Source organism: Pseudoalteromonas sp. Angola-4, assembly GCF_028599265.1.
In the GTDB taxonomy this organism is placed as follows: domain Bacteria; phylum Pseudomonadota; class Gammaproteobacteria; order Enterobacterales; family Alteromonadaceae; genus Pseudoalteromonas; species Pseudoalteromonas atlantica.
On record NZ_JAQREK010000006.1, the window covers coordinates 155,923 to 179,120 of the forward strand.

Here is a 23,198-nt window from a genome sequence, read left to right on the forward strand (position 1 = left end):
TTGGCTGGGATACCAGGATTTGAACCTGGGAATGCCAGGATCAAAACCTGGTGCCTTACCGCTTGGCGATATCCCAACGCTAAATTTGGAATAGTTTTAGTTCTAGATAAGAACATGGTGCGGAAGGAGAGACTTGAACTCTCACATCCTAAGATACTGGAACCTAAATCCAGCGCGTCTACCAATTCCGCCACTCCCGCATTTAACATACACAGGTGTTAATGTATTGGAACCTAAATCCAGCGTCTAATTCAAGACAACTGCCAATTCCGATACTCCCGCATATGGTCATTCTTTATAGCAATTTCTTTGGTAGAAGAAATTGGCTGGGATACCAGGATTTGAACCTGGGAATGCCAGGATCAAAACCTGGTGCCTTACCGCTTGGCGATATCCCAACAAAGAATTAGCTGATTATTTTAGTTCTTATCGAGAACATGGTGCGGAAGGAGAGACTTGAACTCTCACAACCTAAGTTACTGGAACCTAAATCCAGCGCGTCTACCAATTCCGCCACTCCCGCATTTAACATACACAGGTGTTAATGTATTGGAACCTAAATCCAGCGTCTAATTCAAGACTACTTTCAATTCCGATACTCCCGCATATTGTCATTCTTTATAGCAATTTCTTTGGTATAAGAAATTGGCTGGGATACCAGGATTTGAACCTGGGAATGCCAGGATCAAAACCTGGTGCCTTACCGCTTGGCGATATCCCAACAAAGAATTAGCTGATTATTTTAGTTCTTATCGAGAACATGGTGCGGAAGGAGAGACTTGAACTCTCACATCCTAAGATACTGGAACCTAAATCCAGCGCGTCTACCAATTCCGCCACTCCCGCATTTTTACTTTGAATAATCAAAGAAAGGTAGTTATTTTAAACTCTTCATTGAGCTGCAATTTAACTCTTGCAGAGCCACTTCTAAAAAAGAAATGGTGGCTAAGACGGGATTTGAACCTGTGACCCCATCATTATGAGTGATGTGCTCTAACCAGCTGAGCTACTTAGCCATTGTTGGCTGGGATACCAGGATTTGAACCTGGGAATGCCAGGATCAAAACCTGGTGCCTTACCGCTTGGCGATATCCCAACAGAAAACAATTGATAGTTTAGTTCATATCAGAACATGGTGCGGAAGGAGAGACTTGAACTCTCACATCCTAAGATACTGGAACCTAAATCCAGCGCGTCTACCAATTCCGCCACTCCCGCATTTTCACTTTGAATAATCAAAGGAAGGTAGTTATTTTAAACTCTTCATTGAGCAACAAAAGAAAAATGGTGGCTAAGACGGGATTTGAACCTGTGACCCCATCATTATGAGTGATGTGCTCTAACCAGCTGAGCTACTTAGCCATCTCTTTTGTCATCACTTCATCGCTGAGTGCGGGGCGTATTATGCTGATATGACCCAAATCCGTCAACACCTTTTTTGCAAAAAAACACTTAACAGGGTTTGTTTGCAGGAAAATTAAGCTAAGAGGCTAAATTTTAATAAATTTGCTGTTTTTTTAACTGTAAATCAACTGTCAAAGTACACTAAGTAATAACAACTTAAAACCGTTAATATAAAAACTGCTGAGTATTTCAGCAGTCGTTTTGCGATCAAGTCGTATTAAAGCTTAGTTTCTTGAGTATTTTAGCTATTGAATGAAGCTATGATACTTAATAACCAGGCTATGCAATCATTTTAAGTAGGCATAACTTGCGCTAGTTGCGTTAAAAATTACATATTAATCACCGCGTGGGGGTAGTTGGTAGGGTAATTTGCTTATCACTGATACGTATTTCTTACGTTAAATAAAGTATTTAACTTAGCTCGTTATTATAATACCAATCCGTAATAAGACTTATATCATTTTGCGGGACTAAACGTGTGGCTATCTGTGTTAAAAAATTCATTTAGAACAACTAAATAGCGAATTTTTCCTAGCTATCAACAGGTTTTTCTATCCCCAAAATAGATCGCTTAATTATGCTAATTGGTTTAAAAAGCTAAAAGTGATTAAGGCCATTTGTCTTTTGGGATAAAACTTATTTAGATAAAGGCATAAAAAAACCCGCATTAAGCGGGCTTTTATAAACAGATTGTTTAGGCGTAATTATACGTTGAACAAGAAGTTCATTACATCGCCATCTTTAACAATGTACTCTTTACCTTCTTGACGCATTTTACCGGCTTCTTTAGCGCCACCTTCGCCATTAAAGGCAATGTAGTCGTCATAAGCAATGGTTTGTGCGCGAATAAAGCCACGTTCAAAGTCGGTGTGAATTTTACCAGCCGCTTGTGGCGCAGTTGCACCTACTGGAATAGTCCACGCGCGTACTTCTTTTACACCTGCTGTGAAGTAGGTTTGTAAATGCAATAGCTCGTAACCACCGCGAATAACACGGTTTAGGCCTGGTTCTTCTAAACCTAGGTCTGCCATAAATTCAAGCTTGTCTTCTTCATCTAGTTCAGAAAGCTCAGATTCGATTGCAGCACACACCGGAATTACTACAGCATCTTCAGACTCTGCAATAGCACGTACACGGTCAAGGTGTGGGTTATTTTCAAAGCCATCTTCAGCTACGTTAGCGATGTACATAGTAGGCTTAATAGTTAAGAAGTTAATTGAGCTAATTGCTGCTTTTTCTTCTTTAGTAAGCTCTAAAGAGCGAAGTGTTAACCCTTCGTCTAAGTGTACTTTAACTTTTTCAAGTACTGCATTTTGCTCTTTAGCGTCTTTATCGCCGCCTTTCGCTTTTTTAGCGTTACGGAAAATTGCTTTATCAGCGCTGTCCATATCGGCAAGTACTAATTCGGTATTGATAACGTCAATATCGTCAGCAGGGTCAATAGTACCTGCAACGTGAATTACGTTTTCGTCTTCAAAACAGCGAACTACATGGCCAATTGCATCCGTTTCACGAATGTTTGCTAAAAATTGGTTTCCTAAACCTTCACCTTTTGATGCGCCTTTTACTAAACCAGCAATATCAACAAATTCCATACTGGTAGGTAGAATACGTTGAGGATTTACAATTTTTGCTAGCTCGTCTAAGCGAGGATCGGGTACCGGTACTACACCTGTGTTAGGCTCGATGGTACAAAAAGGAAAGTTAGCGGCTTCAATACCCGCTTTAGTTAGTGCATTAAAAAGCGTTGATTTACCAACATTAGGCAAGCCAACGATGCCACATTTAAAACCCATAGTAAGATACCTTGTTAAGATTCGTTTAAACGATTATGGTTTAAAAGAATGTAGTCTGTTTTGTGCTTTTAACACACCATCTTTTGCAAGTATTTCCATACAACGAACTGCTTCATCAACCGCTGCATCCATTTTTTCTTGGTCTTCTTTGGCTGCTTTTCCAAGCACCCAACCGGTAACCATTTCACGATGCCCTGGATGACCGATACCTATGCGTAAACGCATAAAATCTTTTTGGTTTGCCATTTTTGCAATAATGTCTTTTAAGCCATTATGACCGCCATGACCGCCACCTTTTTTAAGTTTGGCAACGCCTGGGTCTAAATCCATTTCGTCATGGGCAACAAGTATGTTTTCCACGGGGATTTTGAAAAAATTGGCTAAACTACCGACCGCTTTACCACTTAAGTTCATGTAGGTGGTGGGGATCAATAATTTGAATTCTTGGCCTTGGATGATCACTTTGCCAGTTAGGCCGTGATATTTAGGATCGTGTTTGAGCGTGCAGTTGTAGCGTGCTGCGAGTTCTTCAATGAACCAAGCACCTGCATTGTGGCGTGTGTTTGCGTATTCGGGGCCTGGATTAGCCAGGCCCACAAGCATTTGAATAGAATTCAAGGTGCAAGACCTTAAATATTATTCAGCAGCGTCTGAAGCTTCTTCTTCAGTAGGAGCTGCTTTGTTAGCTTTGATTGTAACTACTGACAGGTCGTGGCCTTCGCCTTTACCTAGTTCAACAGACTGAACACCTGAAGGAAGTTCAAGGTCAGAAATGTGAACTGAATCACCAACTACTAAATTAGAAACGTTAACTTCAACGAATTCTGGAAGTGCTTTAGGAAGACAAGAAATCTCAACTTCAGTTAACTGGTGAACAACAGTTGCGCCAGCTTTAGTAACTGCTTCTTCACCGATGAAGTGAAGAGGAACTTTAGTTACTAATTTGTGAGTTGCATCTACACGTTGGAAATCAAGGTGAGTGATTTTTGGCTTGAATGGGTGACGTTGAATATCTTTTAAGATAGCTTCAACAGACTCGCCGCCAACATTTAGCGTAAGAATGTGCGTGTAAAAACCTTCGCTTTCTTGTGCTTTGATCATGTCTTTATGAGCAAGAGTAAGCGATACCGCTTCTTTATCTGCACCGTAAAGGATAGCAGGTACTTTGTCTTCGCGACGTAGGCGGCGGCTCGCACCAGTACCAGTTTCTACGCGAAGTTCAGCGTTGTAAGTATAAGTTTCGTTAGACATAATGTCTCCAATAATTAAAAGTGTTAGGGCCTTTGCGACCAAGGTCCCTACCCAAAAGGCGCGCTATCATAACACCGCCCCCCAATAAAATAAACAACACATACAAAAAAAGCGCCAAAAGGCGCTTATATGTTCCAACGAATGTGTGATTTTAGTGTTCAAACATCGCTGAAATAGATTCTTCATTGCTGATGCGACGAATTGTTTCGGCTAACATGTCAGCAAGAGTCAGTACTTTTACTTTATCAAGCGCTTTTAATTCATCAGATAACGGAATTGAGTCAGTTACAATTACTTCATCAATTACTGAGTTACGAATGTTCTCTGCAGCTTTGCCAGATAAAATAGGGTGCGTTGCATAGGCAAATACGCGTTTAGCGCCGTGTTCTTTAAGTGCTTCTGCGGCTTTACATAAAGTACCACCGGTATCAATCATATCATCTACGATAATACAGTCGCGGCCTTCAACATCACCAATAATATGCATTACTTGAGAAACGTTTGCTTGAGGGCGACGTTTATCAATAATAGCAAGGTCTGTGTCGTGAAGTAGTTTTGCAATAGCACGGGCACGTACTACACCACCAATATCTGGTGATACTACAACAACGTCTTCAAACTCACGCTCTTCCATATCTTCAAGTAATACAGGGCTACCAAATACGTTATCTACTGGTACGTCAAAGAAACCTTGTATTTGCTCAGCGTGTAAATCAACCGTAAGAACGCGGTCAACACCTACACTTGATAAGAAATCGGCAACAACTTTAGCGGTAATTGGAACGCGCGCAGAACGTACTCGACGGTCTTGACGTGCATAACCAAAATAAGGAATGACGGCAGTAATACGACCTGCTGATGCACGACGTAGAGCATCAACCATAACGATAAGTTCCATTAGGTTATCGTTAGTAGGGGCACAGGTTGATTGCAAGATAAAAACATCCGAGCCACGAACATTTTCATTTATTTGAACACTGATCTCACCGTCGCTAAAACGGCCAACAACAGCATCGCCTAATTCAATATACAAACGTTTTGCAACTTTTTGAGCTAACTCAGGTGTTGCGTTACCAGCGAAGAGCTTCATGTCAGGCACGGTAGGGTTCCTCAGGCACTGAATTTTTGGACTAACGGGTAAATAGGTAAAACCCACTACGCGTTAACTTATGATTACTTGTACGTTACTTCATTGATCGAATATGGCGGCAAGCTCCGTATGAGCAGGTGAGACATTTGCGCTAGAAGCAACAAAACCCTGCCAAGTATGGGGGAGGTTATCAAGTACATCTTGTGCTTGAACTTGGCTAGCAAATTCGACAAAACAACATGAACCTGTTCCGGTCATCTTCGACGGGGCGTATTTTAGCAACCACTGCAGGGTTTTTTCAACCTCGGGGCAGAGCTTTTTAACTAAAGGCTCACAATCGTTGGTTAATTTATGGGTTCGCCAATCACCTGAAATTTTTGGTGTATCGCGTTTTAAATCTGGGTGAGTGAATATTTTAGCGGTACTGACATGCTGATTAGGGTGCACAACGCAATACCATTTTTGTTCAAGCTCTACGTCAACCAATTGTTCGCCAATACCGTGTGCTATGGCGCTTTTACCACGAATAAATACCGGCACGTCGGCGCCTAATTGCAGGCCTAAGTTTGCTAATTCATCAATATTTAGTTGTGTATTCCACATTTTATTAAGTGCAAGTAACGTGGTGGCTGCATCGGATGAACCGCCTCCTACACCGCCACCCATAGGTAAACGTTTCGTGAGATTTATTTTTACACCTGATGAAGTGCCACAGTGATTTTTAAGCAATAACGCGGCTTTATAGATGAGATTATCGCAATCTGCTATGCCTTTCGTATCACCCGTTATTAAAATAGTGGGCGCTTCGTTAACTGAAAAGTCGAGTGTGTCGCCAAAATTTAAAAAGGTAAATAAGGTTTCTAGTTCGTGATAACCGTCATCACGGCGCGCATTGATGTGTAAAAATAAGTTAAGTTTTGCCGGTGCAATGACCGAAAAAGCTGTTTTAGTATTCATACTTAATTAAATTGCCAATTGTAGAGTTGAATTTTGATTTTAATTTGCTGATGTTTTAGCGTGACATTGCTAGGAACCCAAAAGCCACCTTGCTGTTTATAGTTTGAATACGTTATTTGCCACTTTTTATTGCTGTTATCGTACCAAATAACTTGTTGTGCACGGCCAAGTTCGTCTACTTTTAATGTTTGCGACGTTAATGTGCCTTTTAACCAGTTATCGGCGTTATCAACTGGCAGGTCAAAACCGGTTAAGCGTTTTAATAATAACGCAGCGCTAGTATCTGTGTATGTTTTATCGTCGTAATCAAGTACCGCACCTGTGCGGGTTTGTTTAAGCGATAATATACGAGTACCAATAAACGTAGTGAGCACTAAGTTGTTTTGTTTTTCGTCTTGTTGCCAATTTAAGTTTGCAGATTGGCGCTCATCAGGGCTTATAAACGCTAATTTACCTTGTGCTTGCCAGGTTTTTTGCGCTGCTAAGCGTGGTTTCCAATCATCGTAAAGCGTTGTTTTTGTATCAATTTGGTGGGCGCAGCCCGCTAAAAACAAAAAAAGAGTGAATAAAATTAAATAATGTCTAATCAAATGTTGTTCCTTACTTTCCATATTCCGCTGATTTTTGGTAAAATTGCCGCCTTTAAAGTAGGGCGCAGCAATATTTGGCAAATATGACCATCATAGCACTTGGTATAAATCACAAAACCGCATCCGTAGAATTACGTGAAAAAGTGGCTTTTTCGCCTGAGCAAATGTCTGAGGCGCTCCAGCAATTAAGCGGTCATGCCGACTTTAACGAAGCCGTTATTGTATCTACCTGTAACCGTACCGAAATCTATTGTAGCCTTGAGCAGTCAAATTCCCAAGCACTGCTAGCATGGCTTGCCAGTTTCCATGGTTTGGATGAACACGAACTGAGCAAAAATATATATTGCCACCAAGGTGATGCAGCCATTAATCATTTAATGCGTGTTGCGTGCGGCTTAGATTCATTGGTATTGGGCGAGCCGCAAATTTTAGGGCAAATTAAGCAAGCTTATCATAGCGCCAAAACACACGATGCCGTAGGCGTTAAGTTTGACAGGTTGTTTCAAAAAACCTTTTCGGTAGCTAAGCAGGTCCGTACCGACACCGATATTGGTGCCAGTGCTGTGTCGGTGGCGTTTGCTGCGGTTAATTTAGCAAAACATATTTATGGCAAGCTTGATAAAACCAATGTGTTATTAATTGGTGCCGGCGAAACAATAGAGCTTGTAGCTAAACATTTATATCAAAATGAGCCGCAACAAATTACGGTTGCCAACAGAACCATTGAGCGTGCACGCGGTTTAGCGCAGGAAGTGTCGGCCGATGTGATTGCGCTGGCACAACTACCTGAGCGTTTACACAAAGCCGATATTGTTATTAGCTCAACCGCCAGTACGTTACCAATAATAGGTAAAGGGGTGGTGGAGCAAGCATTAAAACAGCGCCGCCATAAACCTATGCTGTTTATTGATATTGCCGTACCGCGCGATATAGAAAGCCAAGTAGGCGAGCTTGACGCAGCCTATTTATATTCCGTTGATGACTTACAAGCCATTGTAAGCGAGAATATGGCCGCGCGTGAACAGGCGGCAGAACAAGCACAATTAATAATAAGCGAGCGCGTAAAAGAATTTGAAATGTGGGTTCGCTCTCTCGATTCGGTTGATTTAATTCGCCACTACCGAAACGACGTACAAACCATTAAGTCAGAACTTGTTGAGCGGGCGGTTAGCCAGCTAAATACAGGTAAAGACGCAGAAAAAATTATATTAGAGTTGGCCAATAAATTAACCAACCGCTTAATGCACGCGCCTACCCGTGCAATTCAAGATGCGGCTAAAAAAGGTGAAGTGGCACAACTAACTCAGTTGAAAAAAATGTTAGGTATTGATCAGGAATAACAGTTAAATGAAAGAGTCTGTATATCGTAAATTAGAAACCTTAGTAGAGCGCTACGAAGAAGTACAAGCGCTACTGAGCGATCCGTCGGTCATTAGTGATCAAAACCGCTTTCGTGCTCTTTCAAAAGAATACTCTGAGCTTGAAGAAATTGTAAAAACATTTTTAGCATACCAACAAGCGCAAGACGATGTAGCGACTGCTGAAGAAATGCTAAAAGATTCAGACCCAGATATGCGTGAAATGGCGCAAGAAGAATACAAAGAAGCTAAAGCGCAAATTTTATCATTAGAAGATGAGCTACAAGTGCTTATGCTTCCTAAAGATCCTAAAGATAACAACAATGTATTTTTAGAAGTACGTGCGGGTACCGGTGGTGACGAAGCGGCTATTTTTGCAGGCGATTTATTTAGAATGTACAGCCGTTACGCCGAAACACAAAAATGGAAAGTTGAAGTAGTGAGCACCAACGAAGGTGAACACGGCGGCTACAAAGAAGTTATTGCAAATATTAGCGGTGAAGGTGTGTACGGTAAGCTTAAGTTTGAATCGGGCGCTCACCGTGTACAACGTGTACCAGAGACTGAGTCGCAAGGGCGTGTACATACCTCTGCGTGTACGGTCGCAGTAATGGCCGAAATTCCAGAAGCTGAAGCCATTGAAATAAACACCGCCGATATAAAAGTAGATACCTTTAGAGCCTCCGGCGCCGGTGGTCAGCACGTAAATAAAACCGACTCGGCAATTCGTATTACTCATATTCCAACGGGTGTTGTGGTTGAGTGTCAGGATGAGCGTTCGCAACATAAAAACCGTGCTAAAGCGATGTCGGTACTTGCCGCGCGTTTACAGCAAGCCGAAGATGAAAAACGTCATGCGGCTGAGGCCTCTGAGCGTCGTAACTTAGTGGGCAGTGGCGATCGCTCTGAGCGTATTCGTACTTACAACTACCCGCAAGGGCGTATTACCGATCACCGTATTAATTTAACGCTTTATCGCTTAAACGAAGTGGTAACTGGTGATTTAGGCGCAATTATCGATCCATTAATGCAAGAGCATCAGGCTGATTTACTTGCCGCAATGGGCGATGAGTAATTGTGAGCCACACGCTTGAGCAGGCAATAGCGGTTGGTGCAACTAAACTTGCACCAACTAGCGACAGCGCTAAATTAGACGCACAAGTACTGCTATTACATATTCTTCAAAAACCCCGCAGTTACTTATTTACCTGGCCAGATAACCTACTTAGCAGCGACGAACAGCGCCAATATGATGAATTTTGTGAACGGCGTTTAAATGGTGAACCCGTAGCGCATATTATTGGCCAGCGCGAATTTTGGAGCTTAGCGCTCGAGGTGAATGCTACAACGCTTATTCCTAGGCCTGATACTGAAACACTCGTTGAGCAAGCTTTAGCACTTACCGTGCCTGAGCAAGCAAAAGTGCTTGATTTAGGCACTGGCACCGGCGCTATTGCACTTGCACTTGGCAGTGAAATGCCAACATGGCAAATTACAGCAGTCGACAAAGTAGCAGATGCGGTGGCCTTATCGACTCGTAATCAGCAGCGTTTAGCCATTAATAATGTGCAAGTTAAGCAAAGTAACTGGTTTAGCGCACTGAAAAATGAGCAGTTTAATTTAATTGTGACCAACCCACCGTACATTGAACACGACGATAAACATTTAAAAGAAGGGGATGTGCGCTTTGAGCCTCTTTCTGCGTTAGTGGCCGATGAGGCAGGAATGGCTGATATAAAACAAATAATTACACAATCACGTGACTATTTGCTCCCTAGTGGCTATCTTTTAATAGAACATGGTTTTGAACAGGGTGAAGCTGTTCGGCATTTGTTTAAGCAAATGGCGTATATAAATATTAAAACAGTAAAAGACTTGGGAAATAACGATCGTGTAACGCTCGCACAGTGGCCTTAATTTGATAATAAACAGCCATGATTGTGTGTTCTATAAATGCATTAAGGAACCTTTAATATGATGGGTGATTTTTTATTTTCAGATGAGCCAGATGAGTTAGAAAGTGAAGTAGAGCTTGGCACTTGGAAAGTATTAATCGTTGATGACGAACCTGAAGTTCATGCTGTTACAAAGCTTGCGTTGAGTGATTTTGAATTTCAGAACAAACGTTTAGAATTTTTAAGCGCATACTCGGGCGCTGAAGCAAAAGAATTAATAAATGCGCACCCAGATGCCGCTATTGTACTGCTAGATGTGGTAATGGAAACAGATGACGCTGGGCTACAGGTTGCTAAATTTATTCGCGAAGAAGCTAAAAATAATCATATTCGCATTATTTTAAGAACCGGTCAGCCTGGGCAGGCGCCTGAGCGCCAAGTCATTATTAATTACGATATTAACGACTATAAATCGAAAACAGAGCTGACAGCGCAAAAGCTGTTTACTGTGATTATGTCGAGCTTACGCTCGTATCGCGATATTATTTCTATAGAGCAATCTCGCGAAGGGCTTGAAAAAATTATTGTTGCCTCGCGCGATATATTTGCCACACGTTCAATAGAGCAGTTTATTGAAGGGGTGATGCAGCAACTTACCTCGTTATTAGGCATTGCTGATCAAGCGGTGTATGCCACTACGTTAGTGGCGCAAAATACGCAAGAAAATAGTAATGATAAGCTAATAGTACGCTCTGGTACGGGTGAGTTTGAGCAAAGCGAGGGTAAAGAATTAGATGCTGTGCTGCAAAACGAGCAACTAGAGGCGTGTCATCAAGCACTTAAAGATAAAAGCATAATTTATAAAGATAACTATTTATTTGCTTATTGTAGCAGCGAGTACAATCACAATTCGATGTTATTTATATCGGGGATCCCTAAAAATATAACCGATACGCAACGTAATTTAATTGAGATTTTTTCGCAAAATGTACAACTAGCATTTGAGAACGTGCAACGACAACAACGTTAATCGTTACTATAAATTTAAAAAGCACATAGCCTTGCGACTATGTGCTTTTTAGTTTGTGAGGCATAATAGCCAAAGCAGTGCGTAGTACTTGGTATTATACCAAGCAGCAATAATACTTAATCATTTTGAGGGGGCTAAACGTGTTGCTATCAGCGTTAAAAAATTCTCATTTAGAACAACTAAATAGCAAATTTTTTGCCTAGCTATCAACACGTTTTTCCATCCTCAAAATAGATCACTTAATTAAGCGGATTGGTATTAAACGCACTTAACTAAATTTAACAAAACAAAAAGTACTGAGGCTTATGGATTATTTAGCAGTAAAACACTCACACATGGCAATTGCTATGCTAAGCGTTATCTTATTTTACATCCGCTCTTTTTCGCGTATGGGCAGTGGCAAGCTTGCCAAAAATAAACTGGTTTTTATTGGCAGTCACAGCATTGACACTTTATTACTTATTTCTGCAATAACATTGGTGTTCATGGCAAAAATAAACCCCTTTGAGCAACTATGGTTATTAGAAAAAATAGTGCTTGTAGTGATTTATATTGCGATAGGTATTATTAGTTCTAAACAAACTAATACGCTGCCAAAAATTATGTATGTGGTAGTTAACACGGTTATGATTTTAGCGATAGGGTATTTGGCAACGGCAAAATCGCCGCTACTTTTATAATAGCTACTCTGTTGCAAGTTAAGTGTCGGTGCGTGTATATGCTTTTTAAACACGCACGATACTTATAAGTATGGGACTTAAACCCCCAAGGAACTTGAGTAACAGTTAATACAGTTAATACACCTTTGCCCGTCTCATAGCCTTCACCATTTTTCAGCCAGGCTGGCCTACTCCTTTTACTATAAAGCACACCTCTGGGGTATAATTATGGGTGGGAGCTTCGCTGTATTGGTAACTATCCGTAAAATTAGGTAAACTACGCCTTCGTTTTTTAATAAATGTTGTAGTATTGATGACCACCCTCGGGTATGACGAACACGACGAATCTTATTTAGATGATGCATATGATGAATTTACTCCACCGCCACTTTATCGGTGTATTAATGCAGAATCGAAATGGGACCCTCAAATAGATTTAGCACCAACTTTTTCTGTATTAACTGACTTTGAGCAGCAGATCACTGCTATGTGCGCAAAGCAAAAAGACCCACACGATAGATTAGAAGCCCTTCTTGATATTTTTTATAGCAAATGGCTATTTAGCGCCTCTGGGCTAAAGGTGCCAGAGCATAAAATAAATAGCTTAAGCTATACACTCACTATGCGCAGCGGCTCTATAACCACATTAGGTATTTTATTGAGCCATTTGCTTGAGCAAGCGCAATTAGATGCCAGTGTGTGTATTAATCAGGGCGATATTAGCGTGCATGTCGCAATAAGTGATGAAGAAGGCTACATTATTGAGCCTAGCAGTGGGCAACAGAGCTGGTACATCATTCCTGAAAATGCGGATGAAGAAAATGGCCAAGAGCAAGAGCCACTTGAGCTTATTTATAACGATGAAGTTTATAAATTGTTTTTAGCGCAGCAAAAATGGTCGTTTATTAGCGAAAATAAATTTGGCCACGCGCTGGTATGTGTTGAGTTGCTAATGGAGCTATTAGGCGATGATCCGTACGAGAGACGCGACAGAGGTTACTTACTCAATCAGTTAGATTGTCCTAAAATGGCACGCGATGATTTACAGTTTTTTATTGATGAGTGCCCGGACGATCCGGCAATCGAAATTATTCAGCATCAACTAGAAGAACTTGAAGATAATAATAAAACACACCATTAAGAATAGGAACAAATATGGCTGATACTCACACTGCATTAATTACCAATGATGCTGTTGTACTGGGTTTGCTTGCTGTAATTTTAGGGTTCATTTTTAAAACCTCTAGCAGCGAAAACCCCAAACTAAAAGCATTTTATAAATATGTACCAGCATTATTGCTGTGTTACTTTTTACCTTCTTTACTCAATACGTTTGGCATTGTAGATGGTCATAGTTCAAATATTTACTATGTTGCTTCGCGCTATTTGCTGCCAGCATGTTTAATCTTACTTACTATTAGTATTGATTTAAAAGCGATTATTAATTTAGGCCCCAAAGCGCTAATTATGTTTTTAGTGGGTACGTTGGGCATTGTGATTGGTGGGCCTTTATCTATTTTAGTGGTTAGTGTATTTAGCCCTGATTTAGTAGGCGGCCACGGCCCTGATGCTGTTTGGCGTGGTATGACAACGGTTGCCGGCAGCTGGATTGGCGGCGGCGCTAACCAAGCTTCAATGAAAGAAATGTTTGAAGTGGGCGGCGATATATTTTCGGTTATGGTGACCGTTGATGTGATTGTGGCGAATATTTGGATGGCTGTTTTATTACTAATGGCCGCAAACCATAAAAAAATTGATGCCGCAACAGGGGCTGATACAACCGCCATAGAAGATTTAAAAAACCGTGTTGAGCAATACCATGCAGAGCATGCCCGCATGCCGACACTCAATGATTACATGACCATTATTGCCATAGCATTTGGTATAACGGGGCTAGCTCATTTTTGTGCCGACTTTTTAGGGCCGTTTTTTGCAAACAATTATGCGTGGGCTAAAGAGTACAGCTTAAACAGTAAATTCTTTTGGCTAATTGTTATTTCAACCACTATTGGTATTAGTTTATCATTTACTAAAGTAAGGCAAATAGAAGCGTTTGGCGCATCAAAAGTTGCTTCAAGCTTTTTATATATTTTAGTGGCATCAATTGGCTTACATATGAACGTAACCGCTATATTTAGTAACCCTGGGTTATTTTTAATTGGGGCTATTTGGATGCTAACACACGCAAGTTTAATGCTGATTGTAGCCAAAGTAATAAAAGCCCCGTTATTTTATATGGCGGTGGGCTCGCAAGCTAACGTTGGCGGCGCTGCGTCGGCGCCTGTGGTGGCTTCTGCGTTTCACCCTTCGCTTGCGCCAGTGGGCGTTTTATTAGCTGTACTAGGGTATGGTGTAGGTACATATATGGCCTACATTTGTGGATTAATGATGCAAGCAGTTGCACCTTAAGGAATTTAAATGAACAACCAAGTAATTGATATTAATAACATTGAGCTGGCAAATGACAAACCATTTGTATTATTCGGTGGTATGAATGTTTTAGAGTCGCGCGATTTAGCAATGCGTATTGCAGAGCACTATGTAGAAGTAACGTCTAAATTAAATATTCCTTATGTATTTAAAGCCTCGTTTGATAAAGCGAATCGCTCATCAATAAATTCTTACCGCGGCCCAGGTATGGAAGAAGGCTTAAAAATATTTGAAGAGATTAAAAATACCTTTAATATCCCGCTTATAACCGACGTGCACGAACCACACCAAGCAGCGCCTGTTGCTGAAGTGGTTGATGTAATTCAGTTACCTGCATTTTTAGCACGCCAAACCGATTTAGTGGTAGCTATGGCAAAAACGGGTGCCATTATTAATGTGAAAAAACCACAGTTTTTAGCGCCGCACGAAATGCGTCATATCATTACTAAATTTAATGAAGCAGGTAATGATAATGTTGCACTGTGTGAGCGCGGCTCAAGCTTTGGCTACAACAACTTAGTTGTTGATATGCTAGGTATGGATGACATGAAAGCCATGGCACCAGTTATTTTTGATGCCACTCATGCACTACAGCGCCCAGGCGGGCGAGCAGACTCTGCTGATGGACGCCGTGCACAAGCTGCCGAGCTTGCTCGCAGCGGCATGGCACTGGGCATTGCGGGCCTATTTATTGAAGCGCACCCTAACCCTAATGAAGCAAAGTGTGATGGCCCATGTGCATTAGCACTTAGCAAGCTTGAAGGGTACTTATCGCAAATGAAAGCAGTAGATGACTTAATTAAAAGCTTTGCACCACTTGATACAAGCGCAAGCGATTTATAATTTAACACCTATTTAGGTAATGTTTAAAAAGCGACTTAGGTCGCTTTTTTTATTCCATTAATATACACACACAACGATGCTGTATATAATCTTACGCATAAGAAAAACTAATTCTAAGCTTGGTTACTATGTCAAGACGAGTCCCCCCATTAAACGCACTTAAAGCTTTTGAAGCCGCGGCACGCCATTTAAGCTTTACTAAAGCAGCAGAAGAGCTGTATGTAACGCAAGCGGCAGTGAGCCATCAAATTAAAACCCTTGAAGAGCATTTAGGCTTAAAATTGTTTTTACGTAAAAATCGCTCGTTATTATTAACCGAAGAAGGCCAAGGCTATTTTTTAGATATTAAAGAGATTTTTACCCAGCTGATAGATGCCACCGAAAAGCTACTTGCTCGCGGTGCAAAAGGCTCACTTACCGTAAGTTTGACCCCGAGTTTTGCAATTCAGTGGTTGGTACCTCGATTAAGTTTATTTAACGAACTCCACCCCGAAATAGATGTGCGTATAAAAGCGCAAGACCAAGACGAAAACTCGTTAACCGATGATGTAGATATTGCCATTTACTACGGCCGAGGGCACTGGAGTGGGGTTCAAACTTACAAATTGCACACCGAGTATTTAGTGCCTTTATGTAGCCCACTGTTATTAAGCGGGCATAAACCGCTTAATCAACCGAGTGACTTAGCTCAGCACACTTTGTTGCACGATACCACGCGCCGTAACTGGAAAACCTGGATGAAAACGGCGGGTGTACGTAATGTACAAGTGAATCAAGGCCCTATATTTAGCCACTCATCAATGGTGCTCCAAGCCGCGGTGCACGGTCAAGGTGTAGCAATAGGCAATAGTGTGCTTGCTAAACCCGATATTGACGCGGGCCGTTTAGTGATCCCATTTAGCCACAGCTTAGAGAGTAAAAACGCGTATTACTTAGTGATTAGAGAGTCGCAAACAGAGCTGGGTAAAATAGTCTCGTTTAAAGATTGGATGCTGAGCTTAGTTGAACAAGAACAAGAGTATTAATAATGATTGAATGGTTTAAAAGCGCAACGCAGCCGGCTATTGCACAGTTTATATTTGCGCATGGTGCCGGAGCTGGATCAGATTCTGATTTTATGCAGCATATGGCTAAACTCATTAGTGCGCAGGGTATTGATGTAGGTTTATTTGATTTTGAATACATGCAAATTGCTAAAAAAACACAAAAACGTAGACCGCCAGAGCGAGCCCCTAAACTGTTAGCTTATTACGAGCAAGTACTAACAAATGCGCAACCTAATTTACCGTTATTTATTGGCGGCAAGTCGATGGGCGGGCGTATGGCTTCTATGCTTGCTTGTAGCTCTACACAACCGATTGCAGGTGTATTAGCGTTTGGCTATCCGTTTCATCCGCCCGGTAAGCCAGAAAAGCTACGCACCGATCATTTTGCAGACATACCTTGCCCGTTTTTAGTCTTACAAGGCGAGCGAGATACCTTTGGCACCCGTGAAGAGCTTAAAACGCTTTCTATGCCAAAACAGCCAAGCTATGTGTGGCTTAGCGATGGCGACCATTCACTCAAACCACGCAAAAAAAGTGGTGTGAGCGAGCTGCAAAATCGTGAAACTGCAGCGCTTGAAGCAGGTAAATTTATAGCCAATAGAGTGGAGCAATTATGATTAAATTATTTTTACTCACGGGCAGCTTTTTTTGCATGCTGTCGGTTATGTTAGGGGCATTTGCCGCGCATGGCTTAAAAAGCCGTCTAACTGAGTATTCTCTCGGGGTATTTAAAACCGCAGCTGAGTATCAAATGGTGCATGGTTTAGCGCTTATAGCCGTGGCGATTCTTATTAAGTGGGGTATTAATTTAACCGTGGCGGGAGGTTTTTTTATTGCCGGTACACTGCTTTTTAGTGGCAGCTTATATTTACTAGCCCTAAGCGGCATGAAGTGGTTAGGCCCAATAACCCCATTAGGTGGGTTATGTTTTATAATTGGTTGGGTTGTTATTTTAGTGCAAGTTGCACGATTTAAGTTTTAAAGAGTTTAAGGGTTAATATGTCTAGTGTTGTGATTTATTGTCGTAGTGGTTTTGAAAACGATGCGGCTGCTGAAATAACGTTTCATGCTGCCGAGCAAGGTTTTGCCGGCTATGTAAAAGCCAAACCAAATACCGGCTACGTGATTTATGAATGTTTTGAAGCGCAACACAGCGACGAAATAATCAAAAAGGTCGACTTTAAAAATATGGTATTTGCGCGGCAGTGGTTTGCTGGCACGTTAATCGAAAATATGCCGGTAGAAGATAGGGTCACTGCATTAAAAGAAGCCGCAAAGGATTTTCCTTTGTGTAGTGAATTGCGCGTAGAAACCCCCGATACTAACGAAGGTAAAGAGCTACTGACCTTTTGTAAAAAAATATCAACGCCGTTAAAAAAAACACTCGAAAAGCAAAACACGGTATTACGTGAGCCAAAGGTAAACCGCCCGGTAATGCATGTACTATTTTTAGCAAACAATGCCGCGTATGTAGGGTATTCGTATAGTTATAATAATTCGCCGTTTTTTATGGGCATTTTACGTTTACGTATGCCAAGTGACGGACCGAGCCGCTCAACGTTAAAACTTGACGAAGCCTTTAATGTTTTTATCCCTGAAAAAGAGCGAGAAGCGCGAGTACAACCAGGCATGCGAGGGGTTGATTTAGGCGCTTGCCCAGGCGGTTGGACCTATCAATTAGTACGCAGAGGGATGTTTGTTAGCGCAATAGATAATGGCCCAATGAACGATAGTTTGATGGAAACAGGCCAAGTTAAACACTTTAGAGCCGATGGTTTTAAATACCGCCCAGAAAAAAGAAATATTAACTGGTTAGTGTGCGATATGGTGGAAAAACCAACCAAAGTGACTAATCTAATGATTGACTGGGCAGTAAACGCATACGCCAAAGAGCTGATATTTAATTTAAAGCTGCCTATGAAAAAACGCTTTGATAGTGTTTATGAATGCCTAACGATGATCAAAGAAGAGCTTACTGAGTACGGTATAACCTATGAGTTGCAAGCTAAGCATTTGTATCATGATCGTGAGGAAATCACCGTTCATTTAAACGTTGTTAAGGTGCCCCAAAATTTGTATAGCTAAATCATAGAGGCATAAAAGTGGTATTAAATAATGTTTATAAATGGCTAGGATTACTTTTTTTATCACTTTTAATAGCCGGTTGCGGCGGCGGTGGCAGCGATAGTGACGCCACCGATAGTGGCTCAACTGGCAATACCGCCCCTACTGTGAGTGTTGATGTAAGCAGCAGCGTTATTGTTGCTAACCAAACCTTTACTATTACGGCTCAGGCAAGCGATAGTGACGGGCAGGTGTCTAGTTATCAATGGCAGCAGCTGTCGGGGCCTGAATTTACCTTTACTGCCAATGGCAACATACTCACAGCAACGGCCCCCAGTGTAGAAAGCGACACTGATTTTAGTTTTTCGGTGCTAGTAACCGATAATGACGGCGCCACTACAGAGCAAGTGTTCTCTGGGACTATCACGGTTCAAAACACCCCTCCCACAGTTAATATTACAGGCCCAAGCAGTGCACTGGCTAATACCCAAGTGAGTTTAATTGCTAATGCACAAGACATAGATGGCACAATTAGCGCCATAGTGTGGGTACAATCTGCTGGCTCCTCCATCGAATTTAGCCAAACTGAAGGTGAATTAAGCTTTACCGCCCCAAATGTAAGTGAAAATGAAACGCTTGGTTTTAGTGTTACTGTAACCGACAATGCCGGGGGCACTGTACAAAGCAGTGCCACGGTACTTATTACGCAATTAAATAGCGCACCTAGTGTTACCTTAGCTGGGCCTGACGAGGCAATGCAAAATGAGTCAGTGACAATAACAGCTACAGCGCAGGACAGCGATGGCACCATTAGCGAGCTAAGCTGGCAGCAAACAAACGGCCCCGTGGTCGAATTTACGCAAACCGACTCCAGCATTACGTTTAATGCTCCAACAGTTGCTCAAAATACCAATATTACCTTTTTAGCCACCGTTAGAGATAACGACGATGCAACTAATAGCGCCCAAAAAACGGTGATTGTGGTGCCGCCTAACAATCCGCCTGTGGCAGATGATGTAACCGTTGAGGTGCAATATAACTTAAGTGCTGAATTTAATTTGACGGTAAATGATGCCGATGGCGATACGGTACAAATTACTTTTCCAAATGACCTAGAAGGGGCGCAGGTGAGCGTTATTGATGCCCAAGCGCTGCGCTTTAGCTATACACCGCCTGTAAATAGTATTTCTGCAAAAAGCTACACACTGACTGCTAGTGATGGTAAAGACAGCACCAACTTTTTGCTTAATACGACAATTATTGATACCAGCGCTGCAACGGTGACAGAAATAACGCCTAATGGGGCAGATGAACCGGTATTGGTTGACACCCCCATCAGCATTACGTTTTCAGATGTGATGCTGAGCAGTTCGTTAACCGTAAATAGTAGCGCGGGGAGCTGTGAAGGCAGTGTTCAGGTATCAAGTGATGATTTTTCAAGCTGTGTTGCACTTAATGTAGAGAGCGTATCTGGAGCGCCTGATGAGACGAGTGACTATTTTAAAAACGTTAACTTAAGCGCTGATTTTTCAGAAAACACGCTTTACAAAGTGCGTGTAAATGATCAATTAGTTAATTTTTCTGGTACTGCTGCGACAGCAGGCCAAGTGAGTGAATTTACCACCTCAACCCAAGATTTAAAAATAACCGAACTCATATCGGTGCAATTTACTAATGATACGCCCTGGGTAGAGATTTATAACGGCACTGGAGAGGCTGTTAATTTACAAAACTATTCATTAAAAACGCGCGCAATTAATATGCTTGATAGCTCAGTGAGCGCAGAGCAAGTATTTACATTACCCAACAAAGTATTAGAAAACGGCAGTTATATTTTACTGCAAAGTCGTTTTGGTGATGAGTTTTTAGCAAGTGCGGCACTTAATAACCCTAAAATTGTGCTGGTGGGTAACCAAAGCGATGCCCTACGTCCTTATTGGTATATAAATGGCTTTGCAGAGTTATTAAATAGCGCCGCCACACAAACAATCGACTTTGTTAAATTTGGTAATTCTACCCAGCAACCGGTTAGTGCCACGCAATGGCAAGGCGATAACGCACCTCAAATGCAGGCCGAACAAGGGTCAAGCTTAAAACGTGCGCTTAATGCAACAGATACTAATCAAGCAAGTGATTGGGTTTACTCAGTGTTTAATACGCCGGCAGGGCAAAATGATATTAGCTGTGATACCGATACAGATTTAGATGGGATCCCTGATTGCAGTGAGCAAGAAGGCACAACATTTGGCGGGCTGCCTTTATATGAATGGGGCGCACGGGAAAATCAAAAAGATATATTTATAGAAATTGATTATATGGACAGTACCGATATAGGTATTACGCCACAGCGTACAGCATTAGAAAAAGTAGTGAGCGTATTTGCAAGTAACGGTTACACAGTGCATTTTGATGTAGGCGATTTGTTTGACCAAAGCACAGGTATTTCCACCGCTAACTTTGATTTAGGAGGCGGTACAACCGTACCGTTTAACAGCTACACGCCCTTTGAATATGACCAAGGTACTGCTAATTTATTTGCCTATAAAATGGAATATGCCGATACAACGCGCCGCCCAATTTTTCATTATTTATTAATGGCAAACAGTGGTAACGAAGATGGCAGCATTAGTGGCTCAGGTATTGCCGAAATAAATGGTAATGACCTAATGCTGACTATGGGCGGATGGGGGTTATCGGTTGATGATCAAACATCACAAAATGTGACGAATAATTACCAAGCGTCTACTATTTTTCATGAGTTGGGGCATAATTTAGGGCTTTATCATGGCGGCGACGAAGAAGTGAACTTTAAGCCAAATCATTTAAGCTCTATGAATTATCTATATCAATTAACGGGGCTTGCAAGCATAGGTAATAACGAAGGTGATCGTTATTACGACCGGTTTTATACCAACAACATTAACTGCGACCTTGTGCCAAATACCAATAATCAAACAGGATCAACGGATGATTTTATCATTGATTATTCAAACGGCAGCGCTGCAAATATAAATGAAAGTGCTATTGATGAAAGCGCAGGATTAAACAGGCCTGGCTCTGAGGCGGTCGATTATAATTGTAATGCAATTTTAGGCGATACATTAACTAACTTTGATGCAAACCAAGACTCGCAAATTACTGTATTAACGGATACCGATGAGTGGAGCATGATTAACTTACAGTTTTACTCACAAAGTGCAGGTAACCGATTTGGTGTGGCAAATACGATGAGCCATAAGCTGTATCAACAGCAGCGTGTTCACGCTGTTTCTACTTCATTGCCTAGCTATATAAAAGAAGCAGCGCCAAGCGAGGCTATAATTAACCAAATTAAAGCAATTAAAGAGCGCTAAATGAGCTACCGATTTATAAATGCTGCACTTTTACAAGGAGCTATTATTTGTTTAGTTGCTGCCTGTAGCCAAGGCGCTATTAATAAAGCCAGTAGTAGCCATAGTAGTGAATGGTTACTAACTGATGCGCTTTATTATGATAACAAGCCAGTAAATTGGCAGCAAAGGCGAGTAAACGGGTGTAGCACGTGTTCAATACAAAACGACTCTGTACTTCAGCCCGAGGGCATAACGCGTTTTAATACGCTTTATAAAGATGGGGAGTGGGTAGCAGTACAGGAGCAAAGCAGTTTAAATGTTATAAGGTTAAAACTGCCTTTGCACACCCCCTATTTGTATGTTGAGCAATTAGCAAACGGTGAACTTAAACTGTTTAATCAGCAACACACTTATAAAACTAAAATAGGCGAAGTCATTAATATTACTTTTAAAAAGCAGTTATTCTCGATAGTGATCACAGCGTTTACTTTACAAGATGAAAAAAATGCAGCACTGCCAAGGCGCGCTAGACTAAATTACACTGCACTTAAGTTGATATAGATAAAATAAAAGCACCAAAAGGTGCTTTTATTATTTGCCATAGTGTTTGTTAGCCCGCTCGGTATTTAGAGCGATAATTATCTACCCACAAACGAGTAGCGCCACACACAGCAACGGGCATAACAATTAGGTTAATAAATGGGATTGCAGTGAGCAGCATAACAGCAAAGCCAAAGCCATAAGATAAACCTTGTTTAGACTTTAAATCGTCTTTCATTTGTTTAAAGCCTACTTTATGGTTATCAAAGGCAAAATCTTTGTATTGCACAGCATACATCCAACATGTAAATAAAACCCATAACACTTGTCCAATAACGGGTAAAATCCACAGCAAAATAAAAAAGCCAATAGCGCGGGGTAAGTAATAGCAAAGCTTTGTCCACTCTCTGCCTACCATGCGTGGAATGTCTTTTACTAAATCAGCAAAACCGTCGTCATTTATTTTTTGACCCGTTAAATAAAGCTCTACTTTTTCGCTGAGTAGTCCGTTAAAAGGGGCCGCAATAAAGTTGGTTATGACCGTAAATAGCATGCTGTAACTAAATAGCACCACAAGCACGGCAATAGGCCACATTAACCATTCAAGCCAGCTTAGCCACTCAGGTAACATGTTGTTTATATAATTAAAGCTGTCGCTTAACCAACCAAATAAAAAGAATAATGAACTACCAAACAATAAAATATTAAGTAAAAGTGGAATAAGCACAAAGCGCTTAAGGCCTTTTTGGCTAATTAATTTAAAGCCTGAAAAAAAATATTCCATACCTTGTATGATCTGCACAGTAACCTCAAAAAAGACTCATATCTGCATGCAGTATAATTAGACTGATAATTTTGAACAGCCTTTTTAAGTAACAAAGTGTTAAACCTGCAAAATTTTTAAAAAGTTTTA

General features: G+C 41.3%; 20 protein-coding genes, 10 tRNA genes and 1 pseudogene. 14 read left to right on the top strand and 17 right to left on the bottom strand.

Going from position 1 to position 23,198, the window contains the following annotated elements; translation table 11 throughout:
* Window position 1: 1 nt before the first annotated feature.
* From PSH48_RS09800 to lolB, 16 genes are all read right to left on the bottom strand, one after another.
* Window positions 2-76, bottom strand: a tRNA-Gln gene (locus tag PSH48_RS09800).
* Between the two features lie 39 nt (window positions 77-115).
* Window positions 116-200 (bottom strand) — tRNA-Leu (locus PSH48_RS09805).
* Between the two features lie 123 nt (window positions 201-323).
* Window positions 324-398, bottom strand: a tRNA-Gln gene (locus PSH48_RS09810).
* Between the two features lie 40 nt (window positions 399-438).
* Window positions 439-523, bottom strand: a tRNA-Leu gene (locus PSH48_RS09815).
* A gap of 123 nt (window positions 524-646) precedes the next feature.
* A tRNA-Gln gene (locus PSH48_RS09820) sits at window positions 647-721 on the bottom strand.
* Between the two features lie 40 nt (window positions 722-761).
* Window positions 762-846 (bottom strand) — tRNA-Leu (locus tag PSH48_RS09825).
* Window positions 847-939: 93 nt separating this feature from the next.
* Window positions 940-1,016: transfer RNA gene (locus PSH48_RS09830), tRNA-Met, on the bottom strand.
* Window positions 1,017-1,021: 5 nt separating this feature from the next.
* Window positions 1,022-1,096, bottom strand: a tRNA-Gln gene (locus PSH48_RS09835).
* 37 nt (window positions 1,097-1,133) lie between these two features.
* Window positions 1,134-1,218: transfer RNA gene (locus PSH48_RS09840), tRNA-Leu, on the bottom strand.
* 67 nt (window positions 1,219-1,285) lie between these two features.
* A tRNA-Met gene (locus tag PSH48_RS09845) sits at window positions 1,286-1,362 on the bottom strand.
* A gap of 746 nt (window positions 1,363-2,108) precedes the next feature.
* On the bottom strand, window positions 2,109-3,200 hold the full coding sequence (gene ychF / locus PSH48_RS09850) for a redox-regulated ATPase YchF (protein WP_004588829.1): 1,092 nt from the start codon (window positions 3,198-3,200) through the stop codon (window positions 2,109-2,111).
* 33 nt (window positions 3,201-3,233) lie between these two features.
* Window positions 3,234-3,818, bottom strand: a complete 585-nt coding sequence (pth, locus tag PSH48_RS09855) for an aminoacyl-tRNA hydrolase (RefSeq protein ID WP_024033868.1) — start codon at window positions 3,816-3,818, stop codon at window positions 3,234-3,236.
* An 18-nt stretch (window positions 3,819-3,836) separates the two neighbouring features.
* Window positions 3,837-4,451, bottom strand: a complete 615-nt coding sequence (locus tag PSH48_RS09860; RefSeq protein WP_004588831.1) for a 50S ribosomal protein L25/general stress protein Ctc — start codon at window positions 4,449-4,451, stop codon at window positions 3,837-3,839.
* A gap of 151 nt (window positions 4,452-4,602) precedes the next feature.
* Window positions 4,603-5,550, bottom strand: a complete 948-nt coding sequence (locus PSH48_RS09865) for a ribose-phosphate pyrophosphokinase (protein ID WP_004588832.1) — start codon at window positions 5,548-5,550, stop codon at window positions 4,603-4,605.
* Between the two features lie 90 nt (window positions 5,551-5,640).
* Window positions 5,641-6,498, bottom strand: a complete 858-nt coding sequence (gene ispE, locus PSH48_RS09870; RefSeq protein WP_273611473.1) for a 4-(cytidine 5'-diphospho)-2-C-methyl-D-erythritol kinase — start codon at window positions 6,496-6,498, stop codon at window positions 5,641-5,643.
* A 2-nt stretch (window positions 6,499-6,500) separates the two neighbouring features.
* Entirely contained in the window at window positions 6,501-7,088 is a 588-nt protein-coding gene (gene lolB / locus PSH48_RS09875; protein WP_273611474.1) for a lipoprotein insertase outer membrane protein LolB, read from the bottom strand.
* Window positions 7,089-7,171: 83 nt separating this feature from the next.
* Here lolB and hemA point away from each other — a divergent pair, with 83 nt between their 5' ends.
* From hemA to PSH48_RS09945, 14 genes and pseudogenes are all read left to right on the top strand, one after another.
* Entirely contained in the window at window positions 7,172-8,428 is a 1,257-nt protein-coding gene (gene hemA, locus PSH48_RS09880; RefSeq protein ID WP_004588835.1) for a glutamyl-tRNA reductase, read from the top strand.
* A 7-nt stretch (window positions 8,429-8,435) separates the two neighbouring features.
* Window positions 8,436-9,521, top strand: coding sequence for a peptide chain release factor 1 (prfA, locus tag PSH48_RS09885; protein ID WP_004588836.1), 1,086 nt, complete (start codon window positions 8,436-8,438; stop codon window positions 9,519-9,521).
* A 2-nt stretch (window positions 9,522-9,523) separates the two neighbouring features.
* Window positions 9,524-10,363, top strand: coding sequence for a peptide chain release factor N(5)-glutamine methyltransferase (gene prmC / locus PSH48_RS09890; protein ID WP_273611475.1), 840 nt, complete (start codon window positions 9,524-9,526; stop codon window positions 10,361-10,363).
* A 57-nt stretch (window positions 10,364-10,420) separates the two neighbouring features.
* Window positions 10,421-11,362: pseudogene (locus tag PSH48_RS09895) on the top strand (DUF3369 domain-containing protein); the annotation flags it as partial.
* 314 nt (window positions 11,363-11,676) lie between these two features.
* On the top strand, window positions 11,677-12,051 hold the full coding sequence (locus tag PSH48_RS09900) for a SirB2 family protein (protein ID WP_273611476.1): 375 nt from the start codon (window positions 11,677-11,679) through the stop codon (window positions 12,049-12,051).
* A gap of 292 nt (window positions 12,052-12,343) precedes the next feature.
* Entirely contained in the window at window positions 12,344-13,171 is an 828-nt protein-coding gene (locus PSH48_RS09905; protein ID WP_004588840.1) for a tetratricopeptide repeat protein, read from the top strand.
* Window positions 13,172-13,185: 14 nt separating this feature from the next.
* Window positions 13,186-14,439 (top strand): DUF819 family protein, encoded by a 1,254-nt coding sequence (locus PSH48_RS09910; protein ID WP_138579197.1) that lies wholly within the window; start codon window positions 13,186-13,188, stop codon window positions 14,437-14,439.
* A gap of 9 nt (window positions 14,440-14,448) precedes the next feature.
* Window positions 14,449-15,303, top strand: a complete 855-nt coding sequence (kdsA, locus tag PSH48_RS09915; protein ID WP_024034184.1) for a 3-deoxy-8-phosphooctulonate synthase — start codon at window positions 14,449-14,451, stop codon at window positions 15,301-15,303.
* Window positions 15,304-15,431: 128 nt separating this feature from the next.
* The gene (locus tag PSH48_RS09920) at window positions 15,432-16,328 is read left to right on the top strand and encodes a transcriptional regulator GcvA (protein ID WP_004588843.1); all 897 of its coding nucleotides are present in this window, start codon (window positions 15,432-15,434) and stop codon (window positions 16,326-16,328) included.
* 2 nt (window positions 16,329-16,330) lie between these two features.
* Window positions 16,331-16,966, top strand: a complete 636-nt coding sequence (locus tag PSH48_RS09925; RefSeq protein ID WP_273611477.1) for an alpha/beta family hydrolase — start codon at window positions 16,331-16,333, stop codon at window positions 16,964-16,966.
* Window positions 16,963-17,331, top strand: coding sequence for a DUF423 domain-containing protein (locus tag PSH48_RS09930; protein ID WP_024034182.1), 369 nt, complete (start codon window positions 16,963-16,965; stop codon window positions 17,329-17,331). The genes PSH48_RS09925 and PSH48_RS09930 overlap by 4 nt, the downstream gene beginning before the upstream one ends.
* A gap of 17 nt (window positions 17,332-17,348) precedes the next feature.
* A complete protein-coding gene (gene rlmM / locus PSH48_RS09935) occupies window positions 17,349-18,434 on the top strand; it encodes a 23S rRNA (cytidine(2498)-2'-O)-methyltransferase RlmM (protein WP_273611478.1) in 1,086 nt (361 codons plus the stop codon).
* A 17-nt stretch (window positions 18,435-18,451) separates the two neighbouring features.
* Window positions 18,452-21,766, top strand: coding sequence for a PKD domain-containing protein (locus PSH48_RS09940; RefSeq protein WP_273611479.1), 3,315 nt, complete (start codon window positions 18,452-18,454; stop codon window positions 21,764-21,766).
* Complete coding sequence (locus tag PSH48_RS09945; RefSeq protein WP_273611480.1) at window positions 21,767-22,306, top strand: hypothetical protein; 540 nt, start codon at window positions 21,767-21,769, stop codon at window positions 22,304-22,306. It begins immediately after the preceding gene.
* 49 nt (window positions 22,307-22,355) lie between these two features.
* Here the strand turns inward: PSH48_RS09945 and cysZ are convergent, their stop codons facing one another.
* Entirely contained in the window at window positions 22,356-23,069 is a 714-nt protein-coding gene (gene cysZ / locus PSH48_RS09950) for a sulfate transporter CysZ (RefSeq protein WP_004588849.1), read from the bottom strand.
* Window positions 23,070-23,198: the final 129 nt, after the last annotated feature.